Here is a 22,477-nt window from a genome sequence, read left to right as displayed (position 1 = left end):
TCAACCCTTCGGAGAATCGCCATGATCAATCTGACCCCTGCCGCCGTGAAGGCTGTACAACGTTTCATCCGCGGTTCCGAAACGCCGGTCGCCGGCCTGCGCCTGATGATCTCGGGCGGCGGCTGTTCCGGCCTGCAGTACGGCATGAAGCTGGAAACCGAGAAGGCCGAGGACGACTGGGAAGTCGAAGTCGAGGGCGTGAAGCTGCTGGTCGATCCGATGACCATGCCGATGATCGACAACGTCACCGTCGATTTCGTCGACACGCTGACCCACACCGGTTTCAAGTTCGACAACCCGAACGCCAGCGCGCAGTGTTCCTGCGGCTCGTCGTTCTCGATCTGAGGGCGCGATCATGTGGGAATACTCTGACAAGGTCCGCGAGCACTTCTTCAACCCGCGCAATTCCGGGCCGCTCGAGGAGGCCAACGGCATCGGCGACGTCGGTTCGATCCAGTGCGGCGATGCGCTGCGCCTGATGCTCAAGGTCAATCCGGAAACGGAAATCATCGAGGACGCACACTTCCAGACCTTCGGTTGCGGTTCGGCCATTGCTTCGTCCTCGGCGCTGACCGAAATCATCAAGGGCATGACCCTGGACCAGGCGCTGGAAGTCTCCAACCAGAACATCGCCGACTACCTCGACGGCCTGCCGCCGGAAAAGATGCACTGCTCGGTGATGGGCCGCGAAGCCCTGCAGGCCGCCATCGCCAACTACCGCGGCGAGGAATGGCACGACGACCACGAGGAAGGCGCGCTGATCTGCAAGTGCTTCGCCATCGACGCGGTGATGATCGAGGACGTGGTCAACGCCAACAACCTCAACACCGTCGAGGAAGTCACCTTCTACACCAAGGCCGGTGGCGGCTGCGCCGCCTGCCATGAGGGCATCGAGGAAATCCTGGCCAAGGTCAAGGCCTCGCGTGCCGGTCCCGGCGAAGTCTCGCCGCCGCCGGTCTGCCCGGCGACACCGGAGGCGCCGAAGCCGCCGAGCAAGAAGCTGTCGATCGTCGAGAAGATCAAGAAGATCGAGGAAGTGCTCGAGTCGGTCCGCCCGATGCTCCAGCGCGACCACGGCGATGTCGAACTGGCCGACGTTCAGGGCAAGAAGATCTACGTCCACCTCAAGGGCGCCTGCTCCGGTTGCATGATGGAAGCGGCGACGCTTGGCGGCATCCAGCAGAAGATGATCGAGGCCCTGGGCGAACTGGTCCAGGTGCTGCCCTCGTCGCACATGCCCGTAGAGGCCTGAAGCGTACACCCCAACCCCGACAGAGAACGCCAAGGACATCGCCATGGAACCGATCTACCTCGACAACAACGCGACGACGCGGGTCGATCCCGCCGTCGTCGCCAGCATGCTGCCCTTCTTCACCGAGCATTTCGGCAACGCTTCGTCGATCCACGCCTTCGGCAGCGAGGTCGGCAAGGCGCTGAAGAAGGCCCGCGCCCAGGTGCAGGCGCTGCTCGGCGCCGAGCACGATTCGGAGATCATCTTCACCTCCTGCGGCACCGAGTCCGATTCGACCGCCATCCTCTCGGCACTGAAGGCACAACCGGAACGCAACACGGTGATCACCACCAACGTCGAGCACCCGGCGATCCTGACCTTGTGCGACTGGCTCGAGAAGGAGGGCTATGTCGTGCATAAGCTCAAGGTCGACAAGAAGGGGCGGCTCGACCTCGACGAGTACAAGTCGCTGTTGCATGACCGGGTTGCCATCGTTTCGGCGATGTGGGCCAACAACGAGACCGGGACTATCTTCCCGGTCGAGGAAATGGCCGCGCTTGCCGCCGAAAAGGGGATCATGTTCCACACCGACGCGGTCCAGGCGGTCGGCAAGATTCCGATCGACCTGAAGAACACCCGGATCGACATGCTCTCGTTGTCGGGTCACAAGTTGCACGCCCCGAAAGGCATCGGCGTCCTCTACCTGCGCCGCGGCTGCCGCTTCCGCCCGCTGCTGCGCGGTGGTCACCAGGAACGCGGCCGGCGTGCCGGCACCGAGAACTCGGCGTCGATCGTCGGTCTCGGCATGGCCTGCGAGCTGGCGCTGGCCAACATGGCCCGGGAAAACGGCGAGGTCCGCCGGCTGCGCGACAAGCTCGAGCAGGGCATCCTCGCACAGGTGACGCATGCCTTCGCTACCGGCGATACCGGCAACCGCCTCCCGAATACCAGCAATATCGCCTTCGAATACGTCGAGGGCGAGGCCATCCTGCTCCTGCTCAACAAGATGGGCATCGCTTGCAGTTCCGGTTCGGCCTGTACCTCGGGCTCGCTCGAGCCATCGCACGTGATGCGCGCGATGGGCATTCCCTACACCGCCGCCCACGGCACGATCCGCTTCTCGTTGTCGGTGGACAATACCGAGGCCGAGATCGATCGCGTCATCGCGGCGGTTCCACCGATCATCGCGCAACTGCGCAAGCTGTCGCCGTACTGGCGCGATGGCGGCCCGGTCTCGGCCGAGCAGGCCTTCGCCCCGACCTACGCCTGACCTCCTCGTTTTTGCATCAGTCTCTCTCTGTAGTAACTTCGCCGCCCCGGGAGCAATTCCGGGGCGTTTTTTTTGCCGGGTGCCATCTGCCCTGTCCGGCCGAATCCCCTACAGGCGAAAAAGCCGTGGCTGCCAATTCAGCCGGCAAGTGAGTCGGCCCTGCAAATCTCCAGAGTTTTGCCGCCTTGTGGTGAATTTGTAATTTGCGAATAGGTATTGGCATATGATAATATAGTTGATATATTTACTATTTAGATACGTTCAGTCCGAACGCGACCCGTTGGCGGGAAAATCTTGGCAACCCCCTGCACAAGGAGCGATAGATGACGGAGCAAAACATGGCCACTGCCTGCCGGCGCCTGTTGATGGCTTGTCTTCTGCAGTGCTTGCTGGTTGCCGGGGGGGCCATGGCCCAGGAGCCATCGCGGGTGCTCGTGCTGATGTCCTATCATCACGGCTACACTTGGGAGGATCACATCCTCGACGGTCTGGAAGCCTGGGGGGGCGTCGTTGCCGGGCGCCCGACCTTGCACGTCGAGTGGATGGATACCAAGCGGCATCCACAGCCCGAAGCTCGCCAACGGTTTGCCCGCTATCTGGCGGAGAAACATGCGGGGCGTCGTTTCGATCTACTGGTCACCGTCGATGACAATGCCCTGGAATTCGCCATCAGGCAGCCAATGTTCGCGGGCGTGCCGATTGTCTTTGCCGGCATCAATGGCGATCCACGTCAGATTGTCGGTGGCCGTGCCAATGTCACCGGCGTGGCGGAACGCTTCGACCTCAGTCGTACCATCAAGCTGGCGCAGCAGCTTCATCCCGAGGTCAGGCGCCTGGTGTTCCTGACCGCGGCAGACGAGTCGGGTGCCGGTTCGCGGGCGCATATCGCCGACGCGCTTGGCGGGCTGGGCGAAGGGGTGGTTGCCGAGCACTGGGTGGCGCGAACCCTTGGCGAAGTCGAGGGGCATCTGCCACTGCTCGGCACCGACAGTCTGTTGTTCGCCCTTGGCGCGCTGCCCAGGGTGGCGGGCGGACATCCGCTCGGTCCCGAGGAAATTGTCGCCTTCGCTCGTTCCCGGACCAGCCGCCCGGTTTATTCCGACCTGGATACAACCGTCGGCAACGGCGCCTTGGGGGGCTACATGAACAGTGGTCTGGAAAACGGCCGCCTGCTTGCTCGCATGGCCCAGCGGGTGCTTGCCGGCGAGTCGGCGGCGGCGATTCCGGTGGTCTACGAAACACCACAGGCCTTGATCTTCGATTATCGGGAACTGCAGCGCTTCGGCCTTTCCGAGCACGACCTTCCGTCGGGCGGCCTGTTGCTCCACCGTCCGCCCTCCGTCTTTGACCCCGAATACCGGATCTTCCTGTTCGGTTTTGCGGCCATCGTCGCCGCCTTGCTCCTGGTGCTGGCCGCCGTGGTGATTCGTGCCCGAATTCTGGCGGCGCGTCACGCGGCCTTGCACTATCAGGCAACCCACGACGATCTGACCGGGCTGCCGAACCGGGCCTGGCTCAACGAGCAACTGCTGACCGGGAAATGGAGCGGTGGTCGTAGCCTGGTTCTGGCGATGGTGGACATCAACCGTTTCCAGTTGATCAACGACACCTACGGGCATTCTTTCGGCGACGAAGTGGTGGCAAGTGTCGCGCAGCGCCTGGCCAGTTTCCAGGACGGGCAGAGTCAGCTCGTCCGTTTCGGCGGAGATGCCTTCGTGATCCTGCGGCGGGGCGCTGACATCGAGGATTTGCAGGCGTTTTGCGACCAGTGCGAAGGCATGCTGGTCGAACCGTTTGATGTTGCCGGGCACCGACTTTCCGTCTCGGCAGCGTTCGGCGTCACCATGGCTGCGCCGCGTGAAATCGACAGGGACCGCCTGTTGCGCGAGGCCGATACGGCGATGCACGAAGCCAAGCGGAGGCGGGGCAACCAGGTGGTTCTTTTCGACGGCATCATCCACGAGCGCGCCTTGCGTCAGTTCCGCCTGGAAGCCGGGCTGCCGAACGCGGTGGCCAACGGCGAAATCCAGGTCTATTTCCAGCCCATCGTGGCTGCGTCGAATGGCGGCATCGCCGGCTTCGAGGCGCTGGCCCGCTGGCAGCATCCGGAACTGGGCTGGGTGCCGCCTCCCGAATTCATCCGTGCCGCCATCGAGACCGGTTGTATCCGGGAGCTGACCCTGAGCATGTTGCGCGCCGCCTGCCGGGCTTTCAAACCTTACCTCGGCGCGGCTTCTCATCCTTATCTGGGGGTCAATGTCTCGGTCACCGACATCAACGCCGAGGATTTTCCCGAGCGGCTGGCGGTGATTCTGGCCGAGGAAGGCGTGCCTGCCGAACGCCTGATCCTCGAGGTCACCGAGGACATGCTCCTCGGGCAAGACGGCAATGTGACCCAGGTTCTCGGTCGTCTGCGAGCCCTCGGCTTGCGCATCGCCATCGACGACTTCGGGACCGGCTATTCGTCAATGAGCTATCTTTCCAGCTTCATGGTGAACATCATCAAGATCGACCAGTCGTTCATCCGCAACCTGCAGAACAGTCCCTCGGACCAGAAGATCGTACGCGCGATTGTCTCGATGGCAGCGGATCTCGAACTGAGCGTCGTCACCGAAGGGGTGGAGACCAGTGAGCAGCTCGAGCTGTTGCGCCAGATGGGCTGCCGACTCCTGCAGGGTTACCTGTTCGGACGTCCGCAGCCGGCGCATAGCTGGATGAACGACGAGGGCTTGCAGCAAGCGCTCGACACTTCCCTGCCAATTCGCTAAGCCATCCCCCATCCCCAAAAAGAAAAACCCGGCCTGCCATCGGCAGACCGGGTTGCCCAATCCGGGTCGGCGGACCCTCAACTCAGACGCAGGCGCCGTCGTCGGTAACACCCTCGGCTGCCACTTTCTTCGCCTTGATGAACTGTTCGCGCGAGACGCCCATCCACATCACCAGCGGGCTGGCAACCAGCACCGACGAGTAGATGCCGAAGCAGATGCCGATGGTCAGCGCCAGCGAGAAGTAGTACAGGGTTTCGCCGCCGAAGATCAGCATCGACAGGACCATGACCTGGGTCGAGCCGTGGGTGATGATCGTCCGCGAAATCGTGCTGGTGATCGCGTGGTCGAGGACTTCCGGCGTGCTCAGGCCGCGGACCTTCTTGAAGGTTTCGCGGACGCGGTCGAAGACGACCACCGACTCGTTCACCGAGTAGCCGAGCACGGCCAGCACCGCGGCCAGCACCGACAGCGAGAATTCCCACTGGAAGGCGGCGAAGAAGCCGAGGATGATGATCACGTCGTGCAGGTTGGCGATGATCGCAGCGACCGAGAAGCGCCATTCGAAGCGCGAGGCGAGGTAGATCATGATGCCGACGATCACCACCAGCAGCGCCATCGCGCCGTTCTCGGCGAGTTCCTTGCCGACTTGCGGGCCGACGTACTCGACCCGCTGCAGTGCGGCTCCCGGGGCTTCGCCGGCCAGGGCCGCCATCACCCGTTCGCCTTGCTTGGCGCTATCCTGGGCGTCGCGTAGCGGCAGGCGGATCATCACGTCCTGCGACGAGCCGAAGTTCTGCACCGAGAAGTCGGAGAAACCGTTCTTGCCGAGGGCGCCGCGGATCTTCTCGAGGTCGGCGCTCTGTTCGTACTTGACTTCGATCAGCGTGCCGCCGGTGAACTCCACCGACAGGTGCAGGCCCTTGGTGGCGAGGAAGAAGACGGCGGCCAGGAAGGTGAGCAACGAAATGACGTTGAACACCAGCGCATGGCGCATGAAGGGGATGTCTTTCTTGATACGGAAGAATTCCATGTCCGTTTTTCCTTATTTCTGGCCGTCGACCGTGGTGATGCCGTCTTTCCAGACGGTACCGATGGCGATCTTGGTCAGCTTTTTCTGGCGACCGTACACCAGGTTGATCATCGCGCGCGAAACGACGACGGCGGAGAAGATCGAGGTCAGGATGCCCAGGCAATGGACGACGGCGAAGCCGCGCACCGGGCCGGAGCCGAAGATGAGCAGGGCCAGGCCGGCGATCAGCGTGGTGATGTTGGAGTCGAGGATGGTGCCGAAGGCGCGTTCGTAGCCTTCCGACAATGCCGCCTGCGGCGGCATGCCGGCGCGCAGTTCCTCGCGGATGCGCTCGTTGATCAGCACGTTGGCGTCGATCGCCATGCCCAGCGTCAGCGCGATGGCGGCGATACCGGGCAGCGTCAGCGTCGCCTGCAGCAGAGAGAGCAGGGCGACCAGCAGCAGCAGGTTGGAAGCCAGGGCGATCACCGAGATCAGGCCGACCATCTGGTAGTACGCGATCATGAATACGGCAATTGCCAGGAAACCCCACATCGTCGACTTGAAGCCGCGCTCGATGTTCTCGGCGCCGAGCGACGGGCCGATGGTGCGTTCCTCGACGATGTCCATCGGTGCGGCCAGCGAACCGGCGCGCAGCAGCAGCGCGACGTCGTTGGCCTCGCTGGTGGTCATGCGGCCGGAAATCTGCACGCGGCCGCCGCCGATTTCGGTGCGGATGACCGGGGCGGTGACGACTTCGCCCTTGCCTCTCTCGATCAGCAGGATGGCCATGCGCTTGCCGACGTTGTCGCGGGTGACATCCTTGAAGATGCGGGCGCCGGCGGAGTCAAGCGTCAGGTGCACGGCCGGTTCGTGGGTCTGGCCATCGAAGCCGGGCTGGGCATCGGTCAGGCGGTCGCCGGTGAGGACGACCTGCTTCTTGACCAGCAGCGGCGAGCCGCCGCGTTCGGTATACACCTCGGTGCCGAACGGCGGGTTGCCGGCAAGGCCGGCTTCCAGCGCGCCGGGGCTGTCGTCGACCATGCGGATTTCCAGCGTCGCGGTGCGGCCGAGGATGTCCTTGGCCTTGGCCGTGTCCTGGACGCCCGGCAGCTGGACGACGATGCGGTCGGCACCCTGCTGCTGGATCACCGGCTCGGCGACGCCGAGTTCGTTGATCCGGTTGTGCAGCGTGTTGATGTTCTGCTTGATCGCGAATTCGGCGATCTTCTTGCCGGCTTCCGGTTTCAGCGTCGCGATCAGGCGCAGGTCGTCGCCAAGGCCGGCCTCGGCCAGCGCCAGGTCGGCAACGTTGTCGCCGAGCGCGCGGCTGGCCGCGCTGCGGGTCTCGGCATCGCGGAACTTGATGACGATGCGGTCGCCGTCGCGATTGATGCCGGCGTGGCGGATGTTCTTGTCGCGCAGCAGGCTGCGCAGGTCGGCGGCAATCGAGTCGAGGCGCTTGGTCAGCGCGCCCGGCATGTCCACCTGGAGCAGGAAGTGCACGCCGCCGCGCAGGTCGAGGCCGAGGTACATCGGCAGCGCATGCAGCGAGGTCAGCCATTGCGGCGAGGCGCTGAGCAGGTTCAGGGCGACCACGTACTGCGCGTCGGCAGCGTCGGGATTGACCGCGCGCTCGATCGCGTCCTTGGCCTTGAGCTGGGTGTCGGTATCCTTGAAACGGGCCTTGACGCCGACCGGGTCGAGCTGGATGCCGTCGTGGGCGATGCCGGCGGCGCGCAGTGCGTCCTCGACGCGGGCCTGGGTCGTGCTATCGACCTTGAGCGTGACCTTGGCGCTGGAGACCTGGACGGCCGGCGACTCGCCGAAGAAATTGGGCAGGGTGTAGATGAAGCCGAAGACCAGCGCGATGGCGACGGTGACGTACTTCCAGAGAGGGTAACGATTCATGGCGGCTTTGAAGCGAAAAAGGCGGCCGCAGCCGCCCTTCGGGATGGATTACAGCGACTTCAGCGTACCCTTGGGCAGCACGATGCCGACCGCGGGCTTCTGGACGACGACTTCGACGCCCTGGGCGATTTCGACGGTGACGTAGCTGTCGTCGACCTTGGTCACGCGGCCGACCAGGCCGCCGCCGGTGACGACTTCGTCGCCCTTCTGCAGCGCGGCGAGCAGTGCCTTGTGTTCCTTGGCCTTCTTCATCTGCGGGCGGATCATCAGGAACCACAGCACGACGAACATCAGGATCATCGGCAGCAGCTGCATGAAGCCGCCGGTCGGGTCGGCTGCGCCAGCGGTTTGGGCGTGGGCAAGGCTAATCATTGGAAAGTCTCCGGATAACGAAAAATCAGAACGGGCGATTCTAGCACTCGCCGGACGTTCGGTCGCGGGCGAAGGCGCTTGACCATTCGTCCAGTTTTCCCGATTCGATGGCGGCGCGCATCTCGGCCATGATCGTCTGGTAGAAGTGCAGGTTGTGGATGGTGTTGAGCATGCCGCCGAGAATCTCGCCGTTGCGGTAGAGATGGTGCAGGTAGCTGCGCGTGAACTGGGTGCAGGTGTAGCAGCTGCACGAGGGGTCGAGCGGGCCGGTGTCGGCGCGGTAACGGGCGTTCTTGATCTTGACGTCGCCGAAGCGGGTGAACAGGTGGCCGTTGCGCGCGTTGCGCGTCGGCATCACGCAGTCGAACATGTCGATGCCGTTCTTCACCCCGTTGACCAGGTCTTCCGGTGTGCCGACGCCCATCAGGTAGCGCGGCTTGTTGGTCGGCAGGCGCGGCGCCGTGTGCGCCAGGATGCGCGCCATGTCGTCCTTGGGTTCGCCGACCGAGAGGCCGCCGATGGCCATGCCGTCGAAGCCGATGTCGCACAGGCCGGCGATCGATTCGTCGCGCAGGTCTTCGTACATCCCGCCCTGGACGATGCCGAACAGCGCGTTGGCGTTTTCCAGCTTGTCGTGTTCGTCGCGCGAGCGCCTGGCCCAGCGCATCGACATGCGCATCGACTTGGCCGCTTCCTCGTGGCTGGCCGGGTAGGGCGTGCATTCGTCGAAGATCATGACGATGTCCGAGTTGAGCACCTTCTGGATCTGCATCGAGATTTCCGGCGACAGGAAGAGCTTGGCGCCGTCGTGCGGCGAGCTGAACTTGACGCCTTCCTCGGTGATCTTGCGCAGCGCCCCGAGCGAAAAGACCTGGAAGCCGCCGGAGTCGGTCAGGATCGGTTTGCGCCAGTTCATGAAGTCGTGCAGGCCGTCGTGCGCCTTGACCACTTCCAGGCCGGGGCGCAGCCAGAGGTGGAAAGTGTTGCCCAGGCAGATCTGCGCGCCGATGTCGTCAAGGCTCTGCGGCGTCATGGCCTTGACCGTGCCGTAGGTGCCGACCGGCATGAAGACCGGCGTCTGGACGACGCCGTGGGCCAGCGTCAGGGTGCCGCGGCGGGCGCCGCCGTCAGTTTTCAGGAGTTCGAATTGCATGCGCGGATGGTCTCGTCGGGGGCGTAGGGCAGGTCGCGGCCGAGGAAGGCCGTTCCCGGGATCGGGTTGAAGCTGACCGGCTCGGCATCGCGAAAACCGAGTTCGGCGTAGAGCTGGCGGGCGGCGGTGAATTCGGGCAGGACGTCGAGGCAGACGCGCCGATAGCCGGCGGCGCCGGCCAGCTTCAGCGCCTGTTCGACCAGGCGGCGGCCGAGGCCGGTGCCGCGGGCGGCCGGCCGGACGTATACACGCTTGAGTTCGCAACGCTCGGCGTCGACCCGGCGCCAGGCGGCGCAACCGACCACCGCACCGGCTTGCAGGGCGAGCAGCAGGCCGCCGTCGGGGGCTGCGTACTTGCCCGGCAGGCTGGCGAATTCGCCGGCGTGGCCCTGGTAGTCGAGGCTGACACTGGGACTGGCGACGTACTCGCGGAAGATGGCCAGCACCGCCTCGCTGTCCTCCGGAAAGCGGGCGGCGCGGATGTCCTCGGCAGCGGCGGTCATGGCTGGGTGCGTTCGAGCAGCATGGCGTCGCCGTAGCTGAAGAAACGGTAGCGTCCGGCGACGGCGTGGGCGTAGGCGGCGCGGATCGCGTCGTAACCGGCGAAGGCCGAGACGAGCATCATCAGCGTCGATTTCGGCAGGTGGAAATTGGTGATCAGCCGGTCGACCACCTTGAAGCGGTAGCCGGGGGTGATGAAGATGTCGGTCTCGCCGCTGCCGGTATTGACGCTGCCATCGTCGGCGGCAGCCGATTCGAGGGTGCGCAGGCTGGTCGTGCCGACGGCGACGATGCGGCCGCCGGCCGCCCGCGTGGCGGCGATGGCGGCGGCGGTGGCCGCCGGTACCTCGTAGCGTTCGCTGTGCATGCGGTGGTCGGCGATCTTGTCGACGCGCACCGGCCGGTAGGTGCCGGCGCCGACGTGCAGCGTGACGAAGGCGGTGCCGACGCCCTGGGCGCGCAGCGTATCGAGCATCGCCTCGTCGAAATGCAGGCCGGCGGTTGGTGCTGCGACGGCGCCCGGTTCGCGGGCATAGACGGTCTGGTAGCGGGCCTCGTCGGCGCCCTCGGCCGGATGCGCGATGTAGGGCGGCAGCGGCAGCTTGCCGTAGGTTTCGGCGAGTTCCCAGAAGTCGTCACGGTCGACCAGCTCCAGGGCGAAAAAATCACCGTCGGTGCCGGCGCGGCCGCTCATCCGGACCGTGAACGCATCGGCCAGACGGAGCAGGCAGCCGGTTTTCGGCGCCTTGCTGGCGCGGATCTGGCAGATCGCGTGGCGCGCATCGACGATGCGCTCGAGCATGATCTCGACCTGGCCACCGGTTTCCTTGACGCCGAAGAAGCGCGCCTTGATCACCTTGGTGTCGTTGAACACCAGCAGGTCGCCGGGGGCGAGCAGGGTCGGCAGCTCGGCAAATTTACGGTCGACCGGCCGTTGACCGCACAAATGCAGCAACCGGCTGCCGCTGCGTTCGGCGGCGGGGTGCTGGGCGATCAGTTCGGGCGGCAGGGGAAAGTCGAAGTCGTCGACGGTCAGGGACATGACAGGAGCCCGGCAGGCAAACAAAAACGGCTTTCCTTGGGGAAAGCCGGCTTGTCGTTACTGGTGCCCCGAGCCAGACTCGAACTGGCACGCCTTTCGGCGGCGGATTTTGAATCCGCTGCGTCTACCGATTCCGCCATCGGGGCGAATGGAGCGCGGATTATCCCTGAATCACTTCTTTGGTTCAAGTGAATCCGGGCAGGGGAAGGCCTTGGCCAGTGCGCCGGCGACCAGCGTCGCGGTGCTCGCGGTGGTGTCCGGCGGGACCCGTTCGACGTGGATGACGACGGCCCGCACCAGACGCAGCGAGAGGTCGTCCTTGGGCAGGCAGAAGGCGTTGAGGCGGACCCCGACGCGTTCGGCGAGATAATCGCTGACCGAGTAGCCGTCGGCGAAGCCGGCGACATAGGCGATGCAGCGGCCGCTGCGCATCGCGAACAGCGGATCGCTGTTCTTTTCCCCGTTCTGCAGGCGCTCGGCCTGGCGACAGTCCTCGAGCATTTCCTGGGCGGTGTAGGCGTGGGCGTGGCCGGCGAGCAGCGCGGCACAGAGGATGAGCAGTCGGATCATGGGGTTTCGAACCAGGAAAGTTTTTCGTGCAGGCCGACGACGCTGCCGACGACGATCAGCGCCGGCGGCTTGATGCCCGACTCGGCGATGCATTGCGGCAGCCGGCCGAGCGTGGACAGCAGCGTCTGCTGGTCGGGCAGCGTACCGCGGCGGACGATGGCGGCCGGCGTTTCGGCCGGCAGGCCGTGGTCGATCATCTGCCGGCAGATTTCCGGGGCGCCGCCGACGCCCATGTAGAAGACGACGGTCTGGCCGGGGCGGGCCAGCGCCGGCCAGTCGAGATCGATGCTGTGGTCCTTGAGGTGGCCGGTGACGAAGGTTACCGACTGGGCGTGCTCGCGGTGGGTCAGCGGAAAGCCGGCGTAGGCGGCACAGCCGGCGGCGGCAGTGACGCCGGGGACGACCTCGAAGGCGATGCCGGCGGCGTGGAGGACTTCGAGCTCCTCGCCGCCGCGGCCGAAGATGAAGGGGTCGCCGCCCTTGAGCCGGACGACCTTGAGGCCGGCGCGGGCGAGATCGACCAGCAACTGGTTGATTTCTTCCTGCTTGAGCGTGTGCTTCGCCGCCTTCTTGCCGACATAGTGCTGGCGGGCCGCGGCCGGGAACAGCGCGCGCACGCCTTCGCCAACCAGGTGGTCGTAGACGATGGCGTCGGCGGCGCCGATCAGGCGCGCCGCCTTCAGTGTCAGCAGGTCGGCGTCGCCGGGGCCGGCGCCGACCAGCCAGACCTTGCCGGGCTCAGCCATCGGCACGCGCTTCGGCGATCCGCTGCTCGATGTGGGCCAGTGCCGCCTCGACCTGATCGATCAGGATCAGGCACAGGTCGCCGGGCTGCAGGCGGGCGAGCGCGGTGTCGATGGCGAGGAATTCGCCGGTGATCGCGTCGACATGGCGGACCCGTTTCGACTTGGCCAGGCCCTGGCGCAGCAGGGCGATCACCTCGCCGTCGGCGCGGCCGCGCTGGCAGGCATCCTGGTAGAGGATGACGTCGTCGAAGGCTTCGCCGAGGATTTCCGTCTGCTGGCTGATGTCCTCGTCGCGCCGGTCGCCGGCGCCGCTGATGACCACCGAGCGCTGCTTCGCCGGCATTGCCTCGACCGCCTTGACCAGCGCCAGCATGGCATCCGGGTTGTGGCCGTAGTCGGCGATCAGCGTCGCGCCGCGGTAGTCGAAGACGTTGAAGCGGCCGGGGGCGGTGGCCGCATCGCTGACGAAGCCGGCGATCGCCTGCTCGATGCTTTCCCAGGCGTAGCCGAGCGCCCAGGCGGTGCCGACGGCGGCCATCACGTTCTCGACCTGGAAGCCGATCGTGCCGTTGCGGGTCAGCGGGATGCGCGAGAGCGCGATGCGGTGCTTGCGCCGGCCTTCGCCGCAGACGATCTCGTCCTTGTCGACGTAGAGCACGCGCTTGCCCTGGGCGCGGTGGGCGGAGAGCACCGGATGCATCGGATCGAGGGCGAAGAAGGTGACCTGGCCCGGGCAGTGCTGGGCCATCGCCGCGACCACCGGGTCGCTGGCGTTGAGCACGGCGGTGCCAGTCGGCGCGACGTTCTCGACGATCACCCGCTTGATCACCGCGAGGTCGTGCACGGTGGTGATGTAGTTGAGGCCGAGGTGGTCGCCCAGGCCGATGTTGGTGACCACGGCAACGTCGCACATGTCGAAGCCGAGGCCCTCGCGCAGCAGGCCGCCACGCGCGGTCTCGAGGACGGCGGCATCGACGTCGGGATGGGCGAGGACGTTGCGGGCGCTGCGCGGGCCGGAGCAGTCGCCGTCGTCGATCCGCTTGTTCTCGACGTAGATGCCGTCGGTGCTGGTCATGCCGACGCGCAGGCCGTTGGCCTCGAAGATGCGGCCGATCAGGCGGCTGGTCGTCGTCTTGCCGTTGGTGCCGGTGACCGCGACGACCGGGATGCGCCCATTGTCGCCGTCCGGGTACATCATGCCGACGATCGCTTCGCCGACCGGGCGGCCCTTGCCGAAGGACGGGTCGAGGTGCATGCGCAGGCCGGGGGCAGCGTTGACTTCGACGATGCCACCACCCTGGTCTTCCAGCGGCTTCAACATGGTGTCGCAGACGACGTCGATGCCGGCGATGTCGAGGCCGACCGTCTGGGCGGCGGCGACGGCGGCAGCGGCGAGTTCCGGGTGCACATCGTCGGTGACGTCGGTGGCGGTGCCGCCGGTGGACAGGTTGGCGTTGTTGCGCAGCACGACGCGGACGCCGCGTTCGGGGATGGAGTCGGCGTTATAGCCCTGCTCGGCGAGGCGGGCGAGGGCGATTTCATCGAAGCGGATCTTGGTCAGCGAAGTGGCGTGGCCGTCGGAGCGGCGCGGATCGCTGTTGACGATGTCGACCAGTTCGCGCACGGTGTGCGTGCCGTCGCCGACGACCAGTGGCGGATCGCGGCGGGCGGCGGCGATCAGCTTGTCGCCGATGACCAGCAGACGCCAGTCGTGGCCGGGCAGGTATTTCTCGACCATGATGTCGTCGAAGAAACCGACGGCGACCCGGTAAGCGTGGCGCACCTGTTCCTCGCTGGTCAGATTCACCGAGATGCCTTTGCCCTGGTTGCCATCCTGCGGCTTGACCACGACCGGCAGGCCGATTTCCAGCGCAGCCCGCCAGGCATCGTCCTCGTCGTCGACCGGGCGGCCGGTCGGGACGGCGACGCCGGCGGCGTGCAGCAGTTGCTTGGTCAGCTCCTTGTCCTGCGCGATGGCTTCGGCGATGGCGCTGGTGTGGCTGGTTTCCGCGGCCTGGATGCGCTTCTGCTTGCTGCCCCAGCCGAACTGCACCAGGCTGCCCTGGGTCAGGCGGCGGAAGGGAATGCCGCGAGCCTGGGCGGCGGCGACGATGGCGCCGGTCGAGGGGCCGAGGCGGATGTCCTCGTCGAGGTCGCGCAATTCCTTGAGCGTCGCTTCGAGGTCGAAGGGGCTGTCGTCGAGGGCGGCGCGGCACAGTTGTTCGGCACGCTCGAAGGCGAGCCGGCCGACGTCTTCCTCGGTGTACTCGACGACCACCTGGTAAACCCCCTTGTCGACGGTCTGCGCCGTCCGCGAGAAGGTCACCGGGCAGCCGGCCTGCGCCTGCAGGCCGAGGGCGGCGAACTCGAGGGCGTGGGCCATCGAGACGGTGTCGAGGTGGTCGGTCGGGATCAGCTCGCCGAGTTCGGGGAAGCGCGCGCGCAGGCGCGCCTCGAAGCCGGGCAGGCCGGCGATGGCGCACTCGGCGCCGCTGCAGCTGACGATCGCCTGGATGGCGGTGTGGCGGCTCCACAGGTTGGGGCCGCGCAGGGCACGGATACGGGAAACGTCCATGGTGGTCTTGTGTTCCGAGCGTTAGTTACGGCTGCCGCCGGCGGCCGGTTTGCGGGCGCGGCGGGGCAGCAGGGCGAAGGGGTCGGCCAGTTCGAGGCCGTAGGTACGGATGCCGGTGACGATGACGTCCTGGGTCAGGCCGAGCGCCCAGCCGGCGGCGACGGCGGCGAGCACGTTGGCGATGGTCTCCGGGCGCTTGGCCTTGCCGATCGCCGGCACGTCGCCGAGCCGGCAGAGGCGGATCTCGTCCTGGCCGGTACCGAGGTAGATGCGGCTTTCGCTGACATAGACGCCGCGCTTGCCGGCCTGCAGGTGGGCGTCGAGCGCCGGGCAATCGGGATCGGTGGCGAACAGGATGACCTCGCCGTCGCACAGCTCGGCGAAGTCGGCAGCTTGCGGGTCGCAGGCGTTGAGTACCGCGTAGCCGGACTTGAGGACGACGTCGACCTGGGTGCGGTAGGTCGAGCGCCAGGTCGTGTAGTACTCGCCGCCGGTCGGCTGGATATTCCATTGCGACAGGTCTTCGACCGCCGGCAGGACGTTGGTGACGACGCCGACCGAGCAGCGGTCGTAGGCCAGGCCTTCGCCGAGGATGACCTTGCCGCCGTTCTCGATCACCGCTGCCTCGACGGCGCGGTTGAGCAGCAGGCGGCGGCCGCCGGTCCAGTTGGCGGCATCGCTTTTCTGTACCTGGCGGCGGCCGAGGTAGAGGCCGTCGCTGCAGGCCAGGCCGACCTGCTTGCCGGAGAGGTGGAGCATGTGGGCGACGATCCGGGCGACCGGCGTCTTGCCGCGCGAGCCGGAAACGCCGACCACCGGGATGCGGCCGCTGGCGCCTTCGGCGAACAGGTTGTCGACGATCGCCTGGCCGACCGGGCGCGGCTTGCCGATGCCCGGCTTGATGTGCATCAGCAGGCTCGGGCCGGCGTTGACCTCGACGATGGCGCCGCCCTGTTCGGCGAGCGGCTTCGCGACGTCCTGGCAGACCAGGTCGATGCCGGCGATGTCGAGGCCGACGACGCGGGCGGCCAGTGCGGCGACGGCGGCGGTGTCGGGGTGGACGTCGTCGGTGCAGTCGAAGGCGTGGTTGGCGTTGCGCTGGATCAGCACCTCGCGGCCGGCGGCCGGGATGCTGTCGCCGGTCAGGCCCTGGCGTTCGAGTTCGATCTTGGCGGCGGTATCGATGCGGATGATCGAGAGCGGGTGCAACTCGGTTTCGCCACGGCGCGGGTCGGTGTTGATCTGGCTGTCGATCAGCTGCTGGACGGTGGCTTTGCCGTCGCCGCTGATCGTGATCAGGTCGCTGCGGTTGGCGGCGACGAGCTTGCCGCCAACCACCAGCAGGCGGTGCTCGATGCCCTGGATCGAGCGCTCGACGAGGACGCCGGAGCCTTCCTCGACGGCGATCGCATAGGCTTTGCGCACCGCTTCCGGGGTCACCAGATCGATGAAGACGCCGCGGCCATGGTTGCCGTCGGTCGGCTTGACGACAACCGGGTAGCCGATGTCCTCGGCCGCCTCGACGGCGTCGTCGGCGCTGTCGACTTCGCGGCCTTCGGGGACCGGCACGCCGACCGAGGAAATCAGTTCCTTGGTCAGGTCCTTGTCGCGCGAGATGGTTTCGGCGATGGCGCTGGTCGCGTCGGTTTCGGCCGTCCAGATGCGACGCATCGCGGCGCCGTAGCCGAGCTGGACCAGGTTGCCGTCGTCGAGCAGGCGGATGTGCGGGATCTTGCGCGCTTCGGCGGCATTGACGATGGCCGCGGTCGACGGGCCGAGGTACTTGCGATCGACCTTGCGGCGCAGCGTCTTGATCGCCGCCTCGAGGTCGAAGGCTTCGTCGTTGATCGCGGCGAGCAGCAGTTCGCGGCCGGTGTCGAGCGCCAGGCGGGTGCATTCGCCGTGGAAGTCGCTGACCACCAGCTTGTAGACGCCGCGCGTGGTCGTTTCGCGGGTGCGTCCGAAGCCGTCGGGCAGGCCGGCCAGGCTCATCAGTTCGAGCGTGATGTGCTCGAGGATGTGGCCGGCCCAGGTGCCTTCCTGCAAGCGGCGCAGGAAGCCGCCGCGCTCGTCGTAGTTGCAGCGGTGCTCGACCAGCCCGGGCAGCCAGGCGGCGAGCCGTTCGTAGAGGCCGGGAATCTTGTTCGACGGCAGGTCTTCGAGTTCGCCGATGTCGATCCAGGTTTCCAGGCTGGGCGGATAGGTCCAGATGCTGGGGCCGCGCAGGGAGAAGCTCTCCCGGAAGATGATGTCTTGTTTCTTCATGTTGTTGGCTGTTGCCGGCAGGGAAGGATGCGTTGAGTGCGAATGCGATTATTAACGTTTTTGCCGGTCTGCGGCTGACCGTTGGTAAAAAGTGTTACCCGCTGCTACCGGGCGTTACATCGCCGCCACTAGAGGAAGCGGTCGAGCAGCTTGCGGCTGTGCCGGTCGAGCCGGCCGAGGTCGCGCACCAGGTACTGGATGCCGTTGCCGTCGGCGATCAGCAGGCGGGTCGCCGAGAGGCGCCGGATGTCCTCTTCGCCCTTGAGCACCAGCGCGGTGTCGCCACGGTCGGTGCGGACCTGCCAGGTGCTCGGGCAGGCGAAGCTGGACACCGACAGCAGCTGGGCGATCTCGGGCACGAACTCGCGGCTGGCGAGTTCTTCCTCGATCAGTGCGCGGCTTGCCGCCGGCAGGTCGGCGAGGCGGTCGGCCCAGCCGATCTCGTGGCCTTCGGCGCTGAGGATGGAGATGCCGTCGTCGGGGGCGGCGATCGGAAAGGCGCGCACCGGGGTGACGCCCTCGTGGCGGTCGCCGTTTTCGGCCTGAAAGACCAGTCGACCGTAAGCGTCGCGGGTCAGCGTGAAATTTGCCTGGCTCATCGCGGTTTCCTCAGACGGTGGCGGTTTTCGGCAGGTCCGGGGCGGCCGGCTCGGGCGCCTCGGTGTCGACGTTGCGGACTTGCGCCATGTACAGCTTGTGATAGTGGCCTTCGGCCGCCATCAGCGCATCGTGGTTGCCGACCTCGACGATGCGGCCGCGGTCCATGACCACCAGCCGGTCGGCCTTGCGCAGCGTGCTCAGGCGGTGGGCGATGGCGATCGTGGTGCGACCCTTGACCAGGTTGTCGAGCGCCTTCTGGATTTCCTTCTCGGTTTCGGTGTCGACCGCCGAAGTCGCCTCGTCGAGGATCAGGATCTTCGGATCGATGAGCAGCGCACGGGCGATCGAGATGCGCTGGCGCTCGCCGCCGGAGAGGCCCTGGCCGCGTTCGCCGACCAGCGAGTCGTAGCCGTGCGGCAGGCGCAGGATGAACTCGTGGGCGTGGGCGGCGCGGGCGGCGGCGACGATTTCCTCGCGCGTCGCGTCGGGCTTGCCGTAGGCGATGTTGTCGGCGATGGTGCCGAAGAACAGGAAGGGCTCCTGCAGGACCAGGCCGATGTGGCTGCGGAACTCGGCGACCGGCACCGAGCGCACGTCGACGCCGTCGATCAGCATCTGGCCCTCGGTGACGTCGTAGAAGCGGCAGATCAGGTTGACCAGCGTCGACTTGCCGGAGCCGGAATGGCCGACCAGGCCGATCATCTCGCCCGGTTCGATGACCAGATCGACGTCCTTGGTGACGGCGCGGGTGCCGTAGCGGAAGCAGGCCTGCTTGAGTTCGATGCGGCCGGTGACTTTTTCCAGATGCACCGGGTTGGTCGGCTCGGGCACGCTGGAAACATGGTCGAGGATGTCGAAGATGCGCTTGGTACTCGAGGCGGCGCGCTGGGTCGCCGAGACGATGCGGCTCATCGAGTCGAGGCGGGTGTAGAAGCGGCCGATGTAGGCGAGGAAAGCGGTCAGCGTGCCCACCGTCGAATCGCCATGGGCGATCTGCCAGATGCCGAAGACCCAGACGACGAGCAGGCCGACCTCGGTGAGCAGCGTCACCGTCGGGGTGAACAGCGACCAGGTGCGGTTGAGCTTGTCGTTCATCTGCAGGTTGTGTTCGTTGGCGGCGCGGAAGCGCTCGCCCTCGCGCTTTTCCTGGGCGAAGGCCTTGACCACGCGGATGCCGGGGATGGTGTCGGCGAGCACGTTGGTCACTTCGGCCCAGACGCGGTCGATCTTCTCGAAGCCGGTGCGCAGCTTCTCGCGGACGAAGTGGATCAGCCAGGCGATGACCGGCAGCGGCAGCAGCGTGACCAGCGCCAGCCAGGGGTTGATGCTGAACAGGATGACCGCGGTCATCGTGATCATCAGCACGTCGGTGGCGAAGTTGAGCAGGTCGAGCGAGAGGAAGATGTTGATGCGGTCGGTCTCGTTGCCGATGCGCGCCATCAGGTCGCCGGTGCGCTTGCCGCCGAAGTATTCGAGCGACAGGCCGAGCAGGTGGTCGTAGGTCTGGGTGCGCAGGTCGCGGCCCATGCGCTCGGAAACCAGCGACAGGATGTAGGTGCGGATCCAGCCCAGGCCCCAGGCCAGCACGGCGGCGCCGAGCAGGCCGCCGAGATACATGGCGACCAGGTTCCAGTCGATCGGCTGGCCGTTCTGGAACGGGATCAGCACGTTGTCCATCAGCGGCATCGTCAGGTAGGGCGGCACCAGCTGCGCCGCGGTCGAGGCCAGGGTCAGCGCGAAGCCGAGGAAAAGCTGCCAGCGGTAGGGGCGGGCGAAGCGCCACAGGCGGAACAGCGTCCACGTCGACGGGGCGACCGTCGCCTCGCGATTGCAGATCGGGCATTCCTCGGCGCCCGGCGGCAGCGGTGTCTTGCACTTCGGGCAGCTCTCGGCTTCCGGGCGCTGCGGCGGCTGGCCGCTGACGCGGCTGTCGCGGTGCAGGTCGAATTCGTCGATCAGGCGCAGCGCTGCCAGGTTGTTGGCCAGGGTGTAGCGCCAGCAGGCGAGGCGGCCGTTGTCGTCGAGCAGTTCGAGCGTGCCGACGCCGGCATGGTCGTGGTGGTCGAGGCGCAGGCCGGCGGTGAGCGGCCATTCGCGGCTGTTGCCGTCGGCATCGACGGCGATCAGGCGCTGGTCGGTGACGGCGATCAGGCCGCGGGCGAAGCGCAGGCGGGCGTCGAGGTCGGTTTCCAGCCAGGCGGCCAGGGTTTCGGTGGGGGCGATTCGGTTTCCGATCGTTGCCGCCCAGGGTTCGGGGAGTGTCGCGGGGGCGGCGGGAACGGCGATTTCGGCGTGCTGCATCAGGGTCTCGTAGGGGCGAGGAGTGGGCTTTAACGTGTCGGCGGGCGGACGGTTGACCGTCGCCTGCCGTAAAATCGCGACTTTAATTCCTTGTCCGGTCGACGTGGCGAAAATCGTGATTTTCAACAAGCCTTACGGCGTGCTCAGCCAGTTTACGCCGGAAGGACGCTGGCGTGGGCTCGGCGAGTTCATTTCGCTGAAGGATGTCTACGTCGCCGGCCGCCTCGACGCCGACAGCGAGGGACTGCTCCTGCTCACCGACGACGGGCGCCTGCAGGCGCGCATCGCGGAGCCGAAGCACAAACTGGTCAAGACCTACTGGGCGCAGGTCGAGGGCGAGCCGGCGGAAGCCGATCTCGAGCGCCTGCGCGCCGGCATCCGGCTCTCCGATTTCACCGCGCAACCGGCCCAGGTCAGGCGCATCGACGAGCCGCCCGGCCTCTGGCAGCGCGACCCGCCGATCCGCTACCGGGCGGCGATTCCGACCGCGTGGCTGGAAATCCGCATCGCCGAGGGCAAGAACCGCCAGGTGCGGCGGATGTGCGCGGCGATCGGGTATCCTGTGCTGCGCCTGGTGCGGGCGGCGGTCGGCCGGCTCTCGGTGGCCGGGCTGGGGCTCGGCGAGTGGCGGCTGCTGGAAGGAACGATCGATGATTTGCGAGGTGATTGAATGCAGGTGAAATGGCTGGCCGGCCTCTGTGCGGCCCTGTTGACGGGGGCGCCGATGGCGCAGGAGACGCTGCCGGTGATCGAGCTCGGTGCCGGCTTTCACCGCATCGAGGCGGAAGTCGCGGCGCAGGACCGGCATCGCCAGGTCGGCCTGATGCATCGCCAGTCGATGCCGCCGCAGCGCGGCATGCTCTTCGTCTTCCCGCAGGAGAACACCCACTGCATGTGGATGCGCAACACGCTGCTGCCGCTGTCGGTGGCCTTCATCGACGGCGAGGGGCGAATCATCAACATCGAGGAGATGGCGCCGCAGACCGAGGACAACCACTGCGCCCGTCGCCCAGCGCGTTACGCGCTGGAAATGAATCGCGGCTGGTTCGCCCAGCGCGGCATCGCCCCGGGCAGCAAGCTGCGCGGCCTCGAGCGCGCGCCGCAGCCACGCTGATGCGGTCGGTTTGGCGGTCGCGCTTGCCGGCGCACGGGCCGGCTGCGCCCTTGCGCGAGTGGCTGCTCGAGCCGGACTCGCTGACGGCACGCTGTTTGCGTCACTGTCGCGGGTTCCGGGTGCGCGTCTTGCGCCAGGGGCGCTTTCGTCCGCTTGCCGATGACGCCGCCCAGGGGCGCTTGCCCGTTCGTGAAGTGCTGCTGGAATGTGACGGTGTGGCCGTGGTTTTTGCCCACAGCGTGCTGTCGACCGTCAGAAGCGGCCGGCTCGGCCGCTGGTTCGGGCGTCTCGGCAGCCGTTCCTTGGGCTCGCTGCTATTTACCTACCCGGGGTTCCGGCGCGGCCCGATCGAGTTTCTCCGTATCGAGCGTGGCCATCCCCTGCATCGCAGGGTCTGCGAGGTAGCGGGCGAGGCGGCCAGCTACTGGGCCAGGCGTTCGCGCCATCATCTCGGTGGCAGCAGCGTTCTCGTGACCGAGGTGTTTCTTCGGGAGCTGCCAGCACCGGTCTGATCGGCTGCGGCTTACTTTTCCTCGCCGTCGGCTGCCGGTTTCTGCGGCCTGAAACTGATCCTGCGCTGCAGGAAGCCGGGCAGATTCATCGGGTGAGCCTGGCGGCTCAGGGCGAAGCCCAGGAAGAACTTGCACCAGATGGTGCTGCCGGCAATCGCCATCCAGGTGTCGTAGTCGAGTTCGCCGGCAATGACCCCGGCGATTACCGCCAGCGCGATGCTGCCGGCGACGAGATTGATCACTGCTTCGTAAGGCGCCCATTTTTCCGGATTCGGTGGCGGCTCGCCATGCTTGAGGGCGACTTCCGAGAAATCCTTGTTGATGGCGATGCGCCAGGCGCGGCGCAACCAGAAGAAGGCCATCGGGAAAAGCGCCAGGAACAGGATCCAGGTGAGCGCAACATGGACATTGAATACCATATGAAACCTCGGTGCTTCCACGGGCCGGTGAGTCCGGCATTTCAATAAAAAACCCCGCCGACGACGCCAACGGGGTTTCGAAATTCCCCGTCCGTCATGCGGACGGGGAAGCTTACCG

The 22,477-nt window shown here is 66.4% G+C and carries 20 protein-coding genes and 1 tRNA gene; 7 read left to right on the top strand and 14 right to left on the bottom strand.

The features are described from left to right. The first annotated feature begins 21 nt into the window (after positions 1 to 21). From DFR40_RS15095 to DFR40_RS15080, 4 genes are all read left to right on the top strand, one after another. Entirely contained in the window at positions 22 to 345 is a 324-nt protein-coding gene (locus DFR40_RS15095; RefSeq protein ID WP_121459332.1) for a HesB/IscA family protein, read from the top strand. A gap of 10 nt (positions 346 to 355) precedes the next feature. Then, positions 356 to 1,252: a Fe-S cluster assembly protein NifU gene (gene nifU, locus DFR40_RS15090; RefSeq protein ID WP_121459331.1), complete on the top strand. Its 897-nt coding sequence runs from the start codon at positions 356 to 358 to the stop codon at positions 1,250 to 1,252. Between the two features lie 43 nt (positions 1,253 to 1,295). Continuing rightward, the gene (nifS, locus tag DFR40_RS15085; RefSeq protein ID WP_121459330.1) at positions 1,296 to 2,501 is read left to right on the top strand and encodes a cysteine desulfurase NifS; all 1,206 of its coding nucleotides are present in this window, start codon (positions 1,296 to 1,298) and stop codon (positions 2,499 to 2,501) included. Between the two features lie 323 nt (positions 2,502 to 2,824). Further along, positions 2,825 to 5,269: a putative bifunctional diguanylate cyclase/phosphodiesterase gene (locus DFR40_RS15080; protein WP_121459329.1), complete on the top strand. Its 2,445-nt coding sequence runs from the start codon at positions 2,825 to 2,827 to the stop codon at positions 5,267 to 5,269. A gap of 82 nt (positions 5,270 to 5,351) precedes the next feature. Here the strand turns inward: DFR40_RS15080 and secF are convergent, their stop codons facing one another. From secF to DFR40_RS15015, 13 genes are all read right to left on the bottom strand, one after another. Then, positions 5,352 to 6,299, bottom strand: coding sequence for a protein translocase subunit SecF (secF, locus tag DFR40_RS15075; RefSeq protein WP_121459328.1), 948 nt, complete (start codon positions 6,297 to 6,299; stop codon positions 5,352 to 5,354). Positions 6,300 to 6,311: 12 nt separating this feature from the next. Further along, the gene (secD, locus tag DFR40_RS15070; protein WP_121459327.1) at positions 6,312 to 8,189 is read right to left on the bottom strand and encodes a protein translocase subunit SecD; all 1,878 of its coding nucleotides are present in this window, start codon (positions 8,187 to 8,189) and stop codon (positions 6,312 to 6,314) included. A gap of 48 nt (positions 8,190 to 8,237) precedes the next feature. Further along, positions 8,238 to 8,561, bottom strand: coding sequence for a preprotein translocase subunit YajC (yajC, locus tag DFR40_RS15065; protein WP_121459326.1), 324 nt, complete (start codon positions 8,559 to 8,561; stop codon positions 8,238 to 8,240). Between the two features lie 40 nt (positions 8,562 to 8,601). After that, complete coding sequence (gene tgt, locus DFR40_RS15060; RefSeq protein ID WP_121459325.1) at positions 8,602 to 9,714, bottom strand: tRNA guanosine(34) transglycosylase Tgt; 1,113 nt, start codon at positions 9,712 to 9,714, stop codon at positions 8,602 to 8,604. Then, on the bottom strand, positions 9,696 to 10,217 hold the full coding sequence (locus DFR40_RS15055; RefSeq protein ID WP_121459324.1) for a GNAT family N-acetyltransferase: 522 nt from the start codon (positions 10,215 to 10,217) through the stop codon (positions 9,696 to 9,698). Before DFR40_RS15055 ends, tgt begins: the two co-directional genes overlap by 19 nt. Next, positions 10,214 to 11,257, bottom strand: a complete 1,044-nt coding sequence (queA, locus tag DFR40_RS15050; RefSeq protein WP_121459323.1) for a tRNA preQ1(34) S-adenosylmethionine ribosyltransferase-isomerase QueA — start codon at positions 11,255 to 11,257, stop codon at positions 10,214 to 10,216. Before queA ends, DFR40_RS15055 begins: the two co-directional genes overlap by 4 nt. A gap of 61 nt (positions 11,258 to 11,318) precedes the next feature. Beyond that, positions 11,319 to 11,403 (bottom strand) — tRNA-Leu (locus DFR40_RS15045). 25 nt (positions 11,404 to 11,428) lie between these two features. After that, positions 11,429 to 11,827 (bottom strand): Rap1a/Tai family immunity protein, encoded by a 399-nt coding sequence (locus tag DFR40_RS15040; RefSeq protein WP_121459322.1) that lies wholly within the window; start codon positions 11,825 to 11,827, stop codon positions 11,429 to 11,431. Then, positions 11,824 to 12,573, bottom strand: a complete 750-nt coding sequence (gene cobA / locus DFR40_RS15035; RefSeq protein WP_121459321.1) for a uroporphyrinogen-III C-methyltransferase — start codon at positions 12,571 to 12,573, stop codon at positions 11,824 to 11,826. The genes DFR40_RS15040 and cobA overlap by 4 nt, the downstream gene beginning before the upstream one ends. After that, on the bottom strand, positions 12,566 to 15,148 hold the full coding sequence (gene cphA, locus DFR40_RS15030; protein ID WP_121459320.1) for a cyanophycin synthetase: 2,583 nt from the start codon (positions 15,146 to 15,148) through the stop codon (positions 12,566 to 12,568). The genes cobA and cphA overlap by 8 nt, the downstream gene beginning before the upstream one ends. A gap of 21 nt (positions 15,149 to 15,169) precedes the next feature. Beyond that, positions 15,170 to 17,413 carry a cyanophycin synthetase gene (locus DFR40_RS15025; RefSeq protein ID WP_121459319.1) on the bottom strand — a complete coding sequence of 748 codons (2,244 nt, stop codon included), beginning with the start codon at positions 17,411 to 17,413 and terminating at the stop codon, positions 15,170 to 15,172. Between the two features lie 128 nt (positions 17,414 to 17,541). Continuing rightward, the gene (locus DFR40_RS15020; RefSeq protein ID WP_121459318.1) at positions 17,542 to 18,012 is read right to left on the bottom strand and encodes a cyanophycin metabolism-associated DUF1854 family protein; all 471 of its coding nucleotides are present in this window, start codon (positions 18,010 to 18,012) and stop codon (positions 17,542 to 17,544) included. Positions 18,013 to 18,022: 10 nt separating this feature from the next. Further along, positions 18,023 to 20,314, bottom strand: a complete 2,292-nt coding sequence (locus tag DFR40_RS15015) for a cyanophycin metabolism-associated ABC transporter (RefSeq protein WP_121459317.1) — start codon at positions 20,312 to 20,314, stop codon at positions 18,023 to 18,025. Positions 20,315 to 20,429: 115 nt separating this feature from the next. On the opposite strand from DFR40_RS15015, the gene DFR40_RS15010 reads away from it, so the two are divergent. Genes DFR40_RS15010 through DFR40_RS15000 form a run of 3 tightly spaced genes read left to right on the top strand, consistent with a single transcriptional unit; the run spans position 20,430 to position 21,940 of the window. After that, positions 20,430 to 20,984: a pseudouridine synthase gene (locus tag DFR40_RS15010; RefSeq protein ID WP_245985702.1), complete on the top strand. Its 555-nt coding sequence runs from the start codon at positions 20,430 to 20,432 to the stop codon at positions 20,982 to 20,984. After that, positions 20,985 to 21,428 carry a DUF192 domain-containing protein gene (locus DFR40_RS15005; protein WP_121459315.1) on the top strand — a complete coding sequence of 148 codons (444 nt, stop codon included), beginning with the start codon at positions 20,985 to 20,987 and terminating at the stop codon, positions 21,426 to 21,428. It abuts the gene before it with no gap. Beyond that, positions 21,428 to 21,940, top strand: coding sequence for a chorismate--pyruvate lyase family protein (locus DFR40_RS15000; protein WP_121459314.1), 513 nt, complete (start codon positions 21,428 to 21,430; stop codon positions 21,938 to 21,940). The genes DFR40_RS15005 and DFR40_RS15000 overlap by 1 nt, the downstream gene beginning before the upstream one ends. An 11-nt stretch (positions 21,941 to 21,951) precedes the next feature. Here the strand turns inward: DFR40_RS15000 and DFR40_RS14995 are convergent, their stop codons facing one another. Continuing rightward, the gene (locus DFR40_RS14995; RefSeq protein WP_245985700.1) at positions 21,952 to 22,359 is read right to left on the bottom strand and encodes a hypothetical protein; all 408 of its coding nucleotides are present in this window, start codon (positions 22,357 to 22,359) and stop codon (positions 21,952 to 21,954) included. Between the last annotated feature and the right edge of the window lie 118 nt (positions 22,360 to 22,477).

Source organism: Azonexus fungiphilus, from assembly GCF_003634965.1.
GTDB classification, from domain to species: Bacteria; Pseudomonadota; Gammaproteobacteria; order Burkholderiales; family Rhodocyclaceae; genus Azonexus; species Azonexus fungiphilus.
Note: the sequence above shows the minus strand (reverse complement) of the source record. Positions and strands in the feature narration are given on the sequence as shown.

Bases quoted from the DNA above. Each gene is read 5' to 3' on its own strand.
- DFR40_RS15040 (WP_121459322.1), bottom strand. From the start codon at position 11,827: ATGATCCGACTGCTCATCCTCTGTGCCGCGCTGCTCGCCGGCCACGCC.
- queA (WP_121459323.1), bottom strand. From the start codon at position 11,257: ATGTCCCTGACCGTCGACGACTTCGACTTTCCCCTGCCGCCCGAACTG.
- tgt (WP_121459325.1), bottom strand. From the start codon at position 9,714: ATGCAATTCGAACTCCTGAAAACTGACGGCGGCGCCCGCCGCGGCACC.
- DFR40_RS15000 (WP_121459314.1), top strand. From the start codon at position 21,428: ATGCGGTCGGTTTGGCGGTCGCGCTTGCCGGCGCACGGGCCGGCTGCG.
- cobA (WP_121459321.1), bottom strand. From the start codon at position 12,573: ATGGCTGAGCCCGGCAAGGTCTGGCTGGTCGGCGCCGGCCCCGGCGAC.
- nifU (WP_121459331.1), top strand. From the start codon at position 356: ATGTGGGAATACTCTGACAAGGTCCGCGAGCACTTCTTCAACCCGCGC.
- DFR40_RS15080 (WP_121459329.1), top strand. From the start codon at position 2,825: ATGACGGAGCAAAACATGGCCACTGCCTGCCGGCGCCTGTTGATGGCT.
- DFR40_RS15005 (WP_121459315.1), top strand. From the start codon at position 20,985: ATGCAGGTGAAATGGCTGGCCGGCCTCTGTGCGGCCCTGTTGACGGGG.
- cphA (WP_121459320.1), bottom strand. From the start codon at position 15,148: ATGGACGTTTCCCGTATCCGTGCCCTGCGCGGCCCCAACCTGTGGAGC.
- DFR40_RS15015 (WP_121459317.1), bottom strand. From the start codon at position 20,314: ATGCAGCACGCCGAAATCGCCGTTCCCGCCGCCCCCGCGACACTCCCC.
- DFR40_RS15025 (WP_121459319.1), bottom strand. From the start codon at position 17,413: ATGAAGAAACAAGACATCATCTTCCGGGAGAGCTTCTCCCTGCGCGGC.
- secD (WP_121459327.1), bottom strand. From the start codon at position 8,189: ATGAATCGTTACCCTCTCTGGAAGTACGTCACCGTCGCCATCGCGCTG.
- DFR40_RS14995 (WP_245985700.1), bottom strand. From the start codon at position 22,359: ATGGTATTCAATGTCCATGTTGCGCTCACCTGGATCCTGTTCCTGGCG.
- DFR40_RS15095 (WP_121459332.1), top strand. From the start codon at position 22: ATGATCAATCTGACCCCTGCCGCCGTGAAGGCTGTACAACGTTTCATC.
- DFR40_RS15020 (WP_121459318.1), bottom strand. From the start codon at position 18,012: ATGAGCCAGGCAAATTTCACGCTGACCCGCGACGCTTACGGTCGACTG.
- DFR40_RS15055 (WP_121459324.1), bottom strand. From the start codon at position 10,217: ATGACCGCCGCTGCCGAGGACATCCGCGCCGCCCGCTTTCCGGAGGAC.
- secF (WP_121459328.1), bottom strand. From the start codon at position 6,299: ATGGAATTCTTCCGTATCAAGAAAGACATCCCCTTCATGCGCCATGCG.
- nifS (WP_121459330.1), top strand. From the start codon at position 1,296: ATGGAACCGATCTACCTCGACAACAACGCGACGACGCGGGTCGATCCC.
- yajC (WP_121459326.1), bottom strand. From the start codon at position 8,561: ATGATTAGCCTTGCCCACGCCCAAACCGCTGGCGCAGCCGACCCGACC.